This is a genomic window from Bacillus sp. AP8 (assembly GCF_000321185.1).
Classification (GTDB): domain Bacteria; phylum Bacillota; class Bacilli; order Bacillales; family DSM-1321; genus Bacillus_AD; species Bacillus_AD massilioanorexius.
The window spans coordinates 25,506-35,271 of sequence record NZ_CAPG01000080.1 but is presented as its reverse complement, the minus strand read 5'-3'; the positions used below and the strand labels follow the sequence as shown (position 1 = coordinate 35,271).

Below are 9,766 nucleotides of genomic sequence, written 5' to 3'. Positions count from 1 at the left end.
GTCAACACGATAAAAAAGGTTGTTTGTTCTGTTTTCACAGTACAAGCAACCTTTTTTTGTATTACTCTTTATTGTTATATCATTCGACTATACATTGTTGGAAAATCATTCCGTTTCCTGTATTCTAACAATTTTATAATTAATTATGATACTGTATGGATAGCAAATTCTCAGAATACTTCTTTGTTTATCCTTTCAACTTCAGTAGAGAGGATGTTAGCTTTGCTTAAAGACGATATTATGGACTTCTTAGATACAGAAACAGCTAGCTTTTTTTCAGAGGAGGATAAAAGTCATTATACAGCGATTTATATGTCGGAATACTTTTCTGTAAAAAGAAACACGATTAGTCATTATTTAAATCAACTTGTTGAAGAAGGAAGAGTCATTAAAATTAATACTCGTCCTGTATATTTTTTAGATAAGCTGTCGTTCGAACGAAATTTTTATCATGTAAGTAAGCCTATTTATTTAAGTATTTCTGAATTAGAGAGTGACAAAGATATTTTTGTAGAAGAAAAACATTTTTTTTAAGATTTAATAGGAGCAGATGCTAGTCTAAAAAAAGTAATTGAACAAATTAAGACACCCGTTTTTTATCCAGGGAATGGATTACCCATTATGCTGTATGGACCTACAGGTACAGGTAAAAGTATGATGGCCGCTATAATATGGCAATATTCCATAGAAAAAAATGTACTTGATCAGGATGCTCCTTTTTTATCATTTAATTGTGCTCAATATGCAAATAATCCCGAGCTGCTTTGGTCATGTCAAAGGAGCGTTTACTGGGGCTAATGAAATGAAACAAGGAATGCTAGAAAAGGCTGATGGAGGTATATTGTTTTTAGATGAGGTCCATCGATTAAATGAAGAGAGTCAGGAAAAGTTGTTTACGTTTATGGATCGTGGTGTTTTTAGAAGGATGGGTGAAAGTGAAGGAGAGCATACATCTAATGTACGATTAGTCTTCGCGACAACTGAAGATCCCAAAACTCATTTCTTACAAACTTTCATCCGTCGTATTCCTTTAAATGTTTATATTCCATCTCTAAATGAAAGAGGTAAATTTGAAAAACAATTATTTCTATACAATTTTTTGTTGAAAGAAGCAAAAGTACTGAAACGTGATATTCAATTGTCTTCGATGGCTGTTACTGTGTTATTAGAAAATACGTATAAAGGAAATATTGGAGAGTTCTAAAATGTCATTAAATATTTGTGTGCCGTTTCTTTTTCTAAAAATAGAAAAAAAGAGAAACTTGAAATACATTTACATAATATACCGGAAAGTATGTTTGAGGAAGGGTACATGGAAACAGATTTGCGATACGGTCAGAATAAGATGATTCTTATATCACCATTGATGACAGTTGATCAATTATGTGGGAATGACATTTCGGATATCAAATTGATTAGAAATATGTTTGAGCAAATGTGCGAACTATATGCAACAAAATGTAGTAAGAAAATCGATAAAACTATCTTTGAAGAAAACATCAATAGCGAAATTAATGTTATGCTGGACAAGTTAATTTTCGAGCGTGTTTCTGAACAAGAAGGAATAATGCTTCGTTATACAATATCGGCGTTACAAGTGGTTTTTCGCTACATAGAAGATAGCCATTTTCTACAGTATAATGGCAATAATCTTTATGCTGTCGCCTATTATTTTTATTTTCGTAATCAGCATCAGTTTCGTTGGAATGAGAAGGAACAGAGTTTGTTAAAGGGTCTATTTACATATATAAAGAAAATGCGCATGAAGAAAATATTATTGCCAAACGTATGGTGAAACTAATAGAAAGTAAATTAGATACGAGTCTAGATTTAGAGGATGAAATCTTTTTATCATTTTATTTAAAAGGTCTTCGCGTAGGTAAGGGAAAAAAACAAGCGAAAGCTATTATTTTGGCACATGGTTATGCAACAGCTAGTTCTATAGCAAGTGTGACGAATCGAATGTTAGGAAAAAACATATTTGAAGCTTTTGATATGCTACTTGATATTCGTTTAGAAGAAGTAGCAACAAATGTTATGCAATATATCGAGCGTAATGACGTATCTCAAGGACTTGTCATTCTAGTTGATATGGGTTCGTTAAAAGATATTTATGCTCGATTTAGTACAACTATTGAGGCACCTATAGCCATTATAAATAATGTATCAACTCAGATGGCTTTATACGTAGGTGAGTTAATTCATAAAGATGTTTATTTGGAAGAGCTAGTTGAACTAATAAAGAAAAATCAAGAAACACAATATAAATTAATATATCCTGAAAAAGCAAAGCAACGAGCGATTGTAACATCTTGCTTTACAGGTATGGGAACGGCATTACAACTTCAGAAGCTGTTAGAAAATAGCATTCCTATTGAATTAGATATTAAGATGATTGCTCATGATTATGAAAGATTGAAAACATATGGAACGAGAGAAGCTTCATGATGATTGTTGATGGTAGCTAATAAAGGAGAATTTCCAGGCTATAATAAATTTGCCGAACAAATAGAACATCTGCCTGCAAATTTACTAGCAGCTAAGAAAAAATTCGAGCCGATTGCTGCTCAAATTGCGGAAGATACTCCTGTATTTTTAGTAAAGGGTGAAGGAAAGCGTCGTGTAATAGACGATAGAGTTGAGGTTTTTGTGCAAAAATACAGCAAGAAGTTTACAGTTATTGATCCGCTAGATTACGAATTAAAGGGAATTGACGATGAATTCCGTTGGATTCTTGCTCCAACTATTACTTCGACATTACTTGTTGATCGCTTAGCTCGTCACTTTGAAAACTGTACAAAACATGATCTTGACATACGTCGCTATTACCGTCAATTTGAATATTAATAAAGAGTTGCTTTAACAGGTGGGAGCTTTTGTTTCTCTTCATTGATTATATGTGACACTAATTGGTTTATTTAAGGCATTCCAGCTTTGGAATGCCTTTTTTTCATAGTAGATCAAAGAAGACTAATGGATCGCGCATAAATGAAATCCAAAATAGAACTAATATTTAATCATAATTCATACATCGAAAAATATATAAATAAAAAGGTTTATCTTGAGGTTAAGAAAGGAATTGAGAAGGAAAATCCATTAATGGAAGGAAGTATAAATGTGGCAAAAAGAGAGAAGAGTGTTTCGACAAAATTTGTTTCAAATGGAATTACTTTTGGTTCAGCATTAGCAATCACGATTTCCTGGAGTTTACATAAATCTATTATTTGGGCCATTATTCATGGCTGTTTTAGTTGGTTTTACGTCATTTACTACATATTCACGAGATAATAAAATACCCTATCGTGAGGTTATCAAAGCGGTAGGGTATTTATTCTATATCCATGTATATGTGGTGATTGTCATGTCACTTTTCATGATAATCCAAACTGTATGTTAATCATTTTTAATCCTCTTCATATCCATCGGTACGATGAAATGGAATATCACCTATAATAGATTCAATATTTTCTTCATCCAAAATATCTTCGTAATTTTCATGGGCTCTTGATTGGACGACATCTATTTCATTTCCTGTTATGTCAGTTGCAATAAATGTTTCAAAATCTTCTGTGAATCCTTCTTGATCATCTGCATCATTATATATGCTTTCATATTTATCATAATGTCCTAAAAAATCGGATGTCGTTTCTGAGGTTCCGAATCGTGCTACTTCCTGGAAGCTATCATATCCATCTTTTCGATCATAAGAGTCACGTGACGGTGGTAACATGATATCCTCTTCAACGGGTCGATCTTCTTTTATATCTTGATCGGGAGTATGAGAAATACAATATAAGCTATATGGAATGGCTTGTAGTCGTTCTAAAGGAATATCTTCATGACAAACAAGACATTTTCCGTACGATCCATCTTCGATTGCTTGTAGAGCTTGATTGATTTTTTCTAATTCATACATTGTATGAGCTTCTAGTGCATAGTCCTTCTCACGATCAAATAATTCTGTACCTAAATCAGCAGGGTGATTGTCATAAGAGGAAAGTTCATCAACAGAGTTTTTTAAGCTTCTTACATTTCCATTATCATATGTTACATCAAATGTATGATTCATATCACTTTTAAGATGAAGTAATTCTTGTTTAAGTGCTTCTAATTGTTTATGTGAAATCAATGGTCTAAAACCTCCTTCTCTACGTCTTACATAGTATAAACAGCCCTCAAAAAAACATTCTCCTAAGTAAGTTTTATTTAGCACTATTTTCTAAAAGATTGTTGTTTCTTAGTAGATCAGCTGATAAAAAATGATTGGTTGATTGGAGCGGGAACTTACGAAATTTGTAAAAGAAATATTTCTTAGTGGGAAAAAGGTTATGAAGTTTGGTTTGTGGGGAAATGTTTTTGGGTGGAGACATAACTGGATATTTGGCTAGCATGTTAAGACGTATTTCATTTTTGATTGCTTCTCTTTGTCAATTGCTGTAGTTCTTTAATGGGAGCCTTATTATTTGCTTAAATAATAAGTAGCCTCTGCAAAGAATGACAAAGAAAAAAAGCTATCAAAATAATAGCTTTTTTCCTTTTTTAAATTAATAGTAACGAACAACAGTGACATTAAATAAAATGACCGATGAATAATCCAATGGCTAATAAGAATCCAAAGATTGTATTTGTTTTAGCTGTTTGTACCATCGCAGGTGCCATTTTTATAGGTGTATCATTAGTCAAGAATCCTTTAACTGATTTAATAGGTAATGGAAGACTAAGAATGACTAATAATGTCCATGGTGTAATAACGTTCATTAATACTAGGGCAATGATCCATAAATATGCAAAAGCAAACATGGAAGCAAGGAAAATGACAGCTTTTTTCTTAGCTAGTAAAATGGCTAATGTTTTACGACCGTTTTCTTTATCACCATCAAGATCACGAATATTATTCGAAAGCAAAATTGCCCCTACTGTTACAGCTATTGGAATAGAAACTAATATGGAAAGTGTTGTGATTTCGTTAGCTTGAATATAAAAGGATATTAGGATAATAAGCATACCCATGAATAGCCCAGCAAAGATTTCTCCAAAAGGTGTATAAGCAATTGGAATAGGGCCACCCGTGTATAAATAACCAATTGTCATTGCTATTAATCCAACTACCGCTAACCACCATGTTGTAGACATACAAATATAAACGCCGATAAGTGCTGAAATTCCATATAAAGATAAGGCGATAGTCATTACGGTTCTTGGGGTAATCCCATCACGTACGATAGCTCCTCCAATTCCAACTGATCCTTCATGATCAAGTCCTCTTTTAAAATCATAGTACTCATTAAACATATTTGTTGCTGCTTGTATTAATAAACTTGCTAACATCATTGCACAAAATAACATGATATTGATTTCGTAATTATTAATGGCAAGTGCAGTACCAATTAATACAGGAACAAATCCAGCTGTTAAAGTATGAGGTCTAGTAAGCTTCCACCAAACTTTCCAACTGGGTTTATTTGGTATATACTCTACAGCTTTTGTATTCATTTCTGTCTGCATGAATATGTGTCTCTCCCTCTAAATGTTAGTTGAAAATATTATTTAGTAATTGTGAACGAACCTTCACAAACTAAGTGTAGAAAAAGTGTTAGTTCCTGTCAATTAATTTATATTGTAGTGAATAACGTAAATTTCAAATATAATATAAAGAAGGACTAGATGTAAATAAAAACTTTTATATTTTCGGGTGAAATTTTCTTGGAAAAAGGCTTGAAACATTGACACAATTCAATTAACAGGTGTATCTTTAAGAAGGTTTAAAGGTATATATCGATTTGGTAAAAGGGGGGATTTTTATGGCTATCGTAATTGAAACACAACTCCTTGAAGGATTACAAAAAGCATTAAACAAATCTAACGAAACGAATACTCCAGTACTATTTAGTAAAGTAGTGAAAACGGAGGCAGTAAGCCCCCTTTCTTTTTATCAGTCTGGACGAGAGCAATTCTTAGGAGAACGGTTCTTTTGGCAAGAACCAACCAGCTTACATGCTATTGTTGGGCTAGGTAAAATTGACAGAGTACAAACTACCACTAACGATAGATTTATCCATATAGAACAATATTGGAAAACATTGCTTGATAATAGTGTTATTCAGAAAGAAGAAGAATTATCTGCAATTGGTCCTGTTATGTTTGGAGGATTTTCCTTTGATCAAGAAAAATCACAATCATTATTATGGGATAACTTCGGGGATCCTTTTTTCTATGTTCCACAATTTATGGTTACGAATGTGAAAAAACAAACGTATTTAACAACTAATATTTTATGTTCTCCAGGAGACAATATAAAGCGCTTTATTGAAGTGTTTGAAAACGGGCAGCAGTTATTACGTGCAAGCAAAACCCCACTTTCGTTTGTGGAAAATACACTAGTTGAGAAGCGGGAGATTGAACCTAATAAATGGAAAGAACAAGTAGCCAAAGCAGTTGAAAAAATTGCAAGCTCAAACATTGATAAAATCGTTCTTGCAAGAGAATTAAGATTATTCTTTAAGAACAATATTATGTCAGATGCAATTTTACCTCAATTGTTAAAAGAACATGGTACAAGCTTTATATTCAGCTTGGAATCAGGTAGTGATTGTTTTATTGGAGCTACTCCTGAGAGACTTGTGAAAAAAGAAAACGACACTATTTTATCGACTTGTTTAGCGGGGTCAATTGCAAGAGGTAAAGACGAAATAGAAGATGAGAGACTTGGTCAGCAATTATTGAATGATCCTAAAAATTTAAAAGAGCATCAATATGTGGTTTCAATGATTCAAAAAGCAATGCAATCTGTTTGTCATGATGTTGATGTACCAAGTAAGCCTATTTTAATGAAAATAAAGCACATCCAACATCTATATACTCCAGTTGTTGCAAAAAGTGAACAAAATGTTTCTCTATTGGATATTGTGAAAAAGCTCCATCCAACACCTGCACTTGGCGGTTTGCCACAACAAGAAGCGGTGAAGTGGATAAGAGAAAATGAAAGCCTAGAGAGAGGTATTTACGGAGCGCCACTTGGCTGGATGGATGCTAACGGTAATGGTGAGTTTGCTGTAGCACTTCGATCAGCATTATTACAAGGCAAAGAAGCTTCTTTATTTGCGGGTTGTGGCATTGTAGAGGATTCTAATCCAGAAGAAGAATATAAAGAAACATGGATTAAATTCCAGCCAATGCTTAATGCTTTAGGAGGATCGTCAACATGAATCATCAAGAAGATTTAACAATGTATACGTCTGCTTTTGTGGACGAGCTTTCGAGAGCAAATATTAAACATGCGGTAATTAGTCCTGGATCACGCTCTACTCCAATCAGCATGCTTCTTGCTAAGCATCCTGATATTGAAGTGCATATTAACATAGATGAAAGATCAGCAGCCTTTTTTGCATTAGGTATAGCTAAATCAACGAAGGAACCAGTTGCAGTAGTTTGCACATCAGGTACAGCAGCGGCGAATTACTATCCTGCCATTGTAGAAGCACACTATTCTCGCGTTCCTTTAGTCATCATTACAGCCGATCGGCCACATGAATTAAGAGATATTGGAGCACCTCAGGCTATAGATCAAATTCATTTATATGGTCAGCACGTAAAATGGTTTTGTGAAATGTCAGTTCCTGAATCAAAGGATGTATCTATCCAATATGTTCGAAATGTAGGCAGACGAGCGGCAATGATTTCAAGTAGTCATCCTGCAGGACCAGTTCATCTTAATTTCCCAATAAGAGAACCATTAATTCCTAATATGGAAAAAGATTATTTTCAAGTAGGAAGAGGAAAAGTTTCATTTAAGGACTGTTTTAAAGATGGAACGAAACTTCTTCATGAAGAGGATATTGAAGTACTTCTTGAGCAGTTACGTGACAAGAAAAAAGGTTTAATTATATGTGGAGAAATAAGTGAGGATGGATTTGCTGAAGCGGTAATAGAATTGGCTGATAAGCTACAATATCCAATATTGGCGGATCCTTTGTCACAATTAAGAAAAGGTCGTTATCAAGAGCAAGTAATGGACTGTTATGATACTTTCTTAAGATTCGATCAAGCTGTCCAAGAACTTCAGCCAGATGTTATTATTCGTTTTGGGGCTATGCCGGTTTCTAAAGCATTAACCTTATTTATTAAACAATGCAAAGAAATACCACAAATTGTTGTAGATGGTGGTTCAGGATGGAGAGAGCCAACAGGATTAGCTACAGAAATGATTTATGGTAATGAAACCGCATTGTGCGTATCTTTATCACAAAAAATTTCTCATAGTTCTTCAAATGAATGGCATAACAAATGGCAACAAATAAATCAGTGTACGAAACAAGTTTTACAATCAATTAAAAGTTTAAATTCAATAAATGAAGGACAAGTTTTTACAGAGCTTTCGCATTTGCTTCCACAAAATTCGAATTTATTTATTAGTAATAGTATGCCTATTAGAGACTGTGATACGTTTTTTCATTGTAATGAAACCAATGTTACTCTTTATGCAAATAGAGGAGCAAATGGAATAGATGGGGTTGTATCAACAGCTCTTGGAGTAAGTGTTGAAGGAAGTCCTACAGTTCTTGTGATTGGTGATTTGAGCTTTTTCCACGATTTAAACGGTTTGCTCGCAGCAAAGATGCTGGAAAGAGATATAACGATAATTATCATTAACAATGATGGTGGAGGTATTTTTTCGTTTTTACCACAATCTTCTGAAAAGGAACATTTTGAACAACTATTTGGAACTCCACATGGGTTAGATTTTTCTCATGCTGTTGAAATGTATGGTGGGAAGTTTACCAGAGTTGAAGACTGGGAACATTTTAAAAAAAGCTTTGTCGAATCATTCTCTTTGAATGGCATAAAAGTAATTGAATTAGTGACCGAACGCGAAAAAAACGTACTTGATCATCGAAATTTGTGGAATCATGTTTCCCAGGAAATAAACTGTTTGTTAACAGGTAAAGATAATGAAAATACAAAGTAATAATGTTACTTATCATGTAGATGTTCAAGGTAAAGGCGAGCCATTAGTATTGCTTCATGGATTTACTGGCAATTATGAAACATGGAAAGAAACGATTCACTATCTAAAAAATGATTATATGTGTATTATGCCTGATATTATAGGACATGGATTAACAGATAAACCTCATCATGAAAAAAGGTATCAAATTGAAGCTGTAGCTGAGGATCTAAAAAATATACTGCAGTTTTTACAAATAAAAAAAGCAAATATTTTAGGATATTCAATGGGAGGGCGTTTAGCCTTAACATTTGCTATTTTATTTGAGGAGTATACAAAAGTATTAATATTAGAAAGTGCTTCACCTGGATTAGCAAGTATAGATGAGAGAGAAAAAAGAAAGATTAACGATGCGAGCCTTGCTGAAAAAATCGTTCAGGAGGGCATAGTGAATTTTGTTGATTATTGGCAGAGTATAGCTCTATTTGAATCGCAAAAAAAGCTTTCAGATGAAAAGAAAGCTATCATTTATAAGCAAAGAATTTCGAATGATGAAGTAGGACTAGCTAATAGTTTATTAGGAATGGGTACAGGTGTACAGCCGTCTTGGTGGGATCATCTATCTAACATACAAGTACCTATATTATTACTTACTGGTGAGTATGATCGAAAGTTTTGTCATATCGCAAAAGAAATGAAACAAAGATTCTTACAATGTGAATGGGAAAATGTATTAAAGGTAGGTCATGCAATTCATGTGGAGAATCCTGAAAAGTTTGGTAAAATAGTAAGTGAATTTGTTGAAAAATGGAGGGTATAAAT

The 9,766-nt window shown here is 33.5% G+C and carries 12 protein-coding genes; 10 read left to right on the top strand and 2 right to left on the bottom strand.

Translation table 11 applies throughout. The features are described from left to right. The 7 genes from BN349_RS26465 to BN349_RS26970 all read left to right on the top strand — a co-directional run. Window positions 1-534 (top strand): hypothetical protein (locus BN349_RS26465; RefSeq protein WP_222860250.1); only part of this gene is annotated, 534 nt, incomplete at its 5' end. Between the two features lie 6 nt (window positions 535-540). Beyond that, window positions 541-798, top strand: a complete 258-nt coding sequence (locus tag BN349_RS26975) for a sigma 54-interacting transcriptional regulator (protein ID WP_198286500.1) — start codon at window positions 541-543, stop codon at window positions 796-798. Further along, entirely contained in the window at window positions 695-1,204 is a 510-nt protein-coding gene (locus tag BN349_RS25085; RefSeq protein ID WP_081591294.1) for a sigma 54-interacting transcriptional regulator, read from the top strand. Before BN349_RS26975 ends, BN349_RS25085 begins: the two co-directional genes overlap by 104 nt. Window positions 1,205-1,312: 108 nt before the next feature. After that, a complete protein-coding gene (locus BN349_RS25080) occupies window positions 1,313-1,795 on the top strand; it encodes a hypothetical protein (protein ID WP_148335103.1) in 483 nt (160 codons plus the stop codon). Then, entirely contained in the window at window positions 1,789-2,448 is a 660-nt protein-coding gene (locus tag BN349_RS19350) for a hypothetical protein (protein ID WP_019243999.1), read from the top strand. Before BN349_RS25080 ends, BN349_RS19350 begins: the two co-directional genes overlap by 7 nt. 9 nt (window positions 2,449-2,457) lie before the next feature. Continuing rightward, window positions 2,458-2,847: a hypothetical protein gene (locus tag BN349_RS24375; protein ID WP_019243998.1), complete on the top strand. Its 390-nt coding sequence runs from the start codon at window positions 2,458-2,460 to the stop codon at window positions 2,845-2,847. Between the two features lie 141 nt (window positions 2,848-2,988). Then, window positions 2,989-3,288 carry a hypothetical protein gene (locus BN349_RS26970; RefSeq protein ID WP_019243997.1) on the top strand — a complete coding sequence of 100 codons (300 nt, stop codon included), beginning with the start codon at window positions 2,989-2,991 and terminating at the stop codon, window positions 3,286-3,288. A 115-nt stretch (window positions 3,289-3,403) separates the two neighbouring features. Here BN349_RS26970 and BN349_RS19335 read toward each other — a convergent pair whose 3' ends face one another. Further along, window positions 3,404-4,129 carry a TraR/DksA C4-type zinc finger protein gene (locus tag BN349_RS19335; protein WP_019243996.1) on the bottom strand — a complete coding sequence of 242 codons (726 nt, stop codon included), beginning with the start codon at window positions 4,127-4,129 and terminating at the stop codon, window positions 3,404-3,406. A gap of 440 nt (window positions 4,130-4,569) precedes the next feature. Continuing rightward, complete coding sequence (locus BN349_RS19330; RefSeq protein WP_425457674.1) at window positions 4,570-5,511, bottom strand: 1,4-dihydroxy-2-naphthoate polyprenyltransferase; 942 nt, start codon at window positions 5,509-5,511, stop codon at window positions 4,570-4,572. Between the two features lie 290 nt (window positions 5,512-5,801). On the opposite strand from BN349_RS19330, the gene BN349_RS19325 reads away from it, so the two are divergent. The 3 genes from BN349_RS19325 to menH are packed head-to-tail and all read left to right on the top strand — an operon-like array spanning window position 5,802 to window position 9,764. Then, window positions 5,802-7,205, top strand: a complete 1,404-nt coding sequence (locus BN349_RS19325) for an isochorismate synthase (RefSeq protein WP_019243994.1) — start codon at window positions 5,802-5,804, stop codon at window positions 7,203-7,205. Then, window positions 7,202-8,965 carry a 2-succinyl-5-enolpyruvyl-6-hydroxy-3-cyclohexene-1-carboxylic-acid synthase gene (gene menD / locus BN349_RS19320; RefSeq protein ID WP_019243993.1) on the top strand — a complete coding sequence of 588 codons (1,764 nt, stop codon included), beginning with the start codon at window positions 7,202-7,204 and terminating at the stop codon, window positions 8,963-8,965. Before BN349_RS19325 ends, menD begins: the two co-directional genes overlap by 4 nt. Further along, on the top strand, window positions 8,949-9,764 hold the full coding sequence (gene menH, locus BN349_RS19315; protein WP_019243992.1) for a 2-succinyl-6-hydroxy-2,4-cyclohexadiene-1-carboxylate synthase: 816 nt from the start codon (window positions 8,949-8,951) through the stop codon (window positions 9,762-9,764). Before menD ends, menH begins: the two co-directional genes overlap by 17 nt. Window positions 9,765-9,766: the final 2 nt, after the last annotated feature.

Excerpts from the sequence above, each read along its gene's own strand:
- BN349_RS25085 (WP_081591294.1), top strand. The coding sequence starts at position 695 with ATGTACTTGATCAGGATGCTCCTTTTTTATCATTTAATTGTGCTCAAT.
- BN349_RS25080 (WP_148335103.1), top strand. The coding sequence starts at position 1,313 with ATGGAAACAGATTTGCGATACGGTCAGAATAAGATGATTCTTATATCA.
- BN349_RS19350 (WP_019243999.1), top strand. The coding sequence starts at position 1,789 with ATGGTGAAACTAATAGAAAGTAAATTAGATACGAGTCTAGATTTAGAG.
- BN349_RS24375 (WP_019243998.1), top strand. The coding sequence starts at position 2,458 with ATGGTAGCTAATAAAGGAGAATTTCCAGGCTATAATAAATTTGCCGAA.
- BN349_RS26970 (WP_019243997.1), top strand. The coding sequence starts at position 2,989 with ATGAAATCCAAAATAGAACTAATATTTAATCATAATTCATACATCGAA.
- BN349_RS19325 (WP_019243994.1), top strand. The coding sequence starts at position 5,802 with ATGGCTATCGTAATTGAAACACAACTCCTTGAAGGATTACAAAAAGCA.
- menD (WP_019243993.1), top strand. The coding sequence starts at position 7,202 with ATGAATCATCAAGAAGATTTAACAATGTATACGTCTGCTTTTGTGGAC.
- menH (WP_019243992.1), top strand. The coding sequence starts at position 8,949 with ATGAAAATACAAAGTAATAATGTTACTTATCATGTAGATGTTCAAGGT.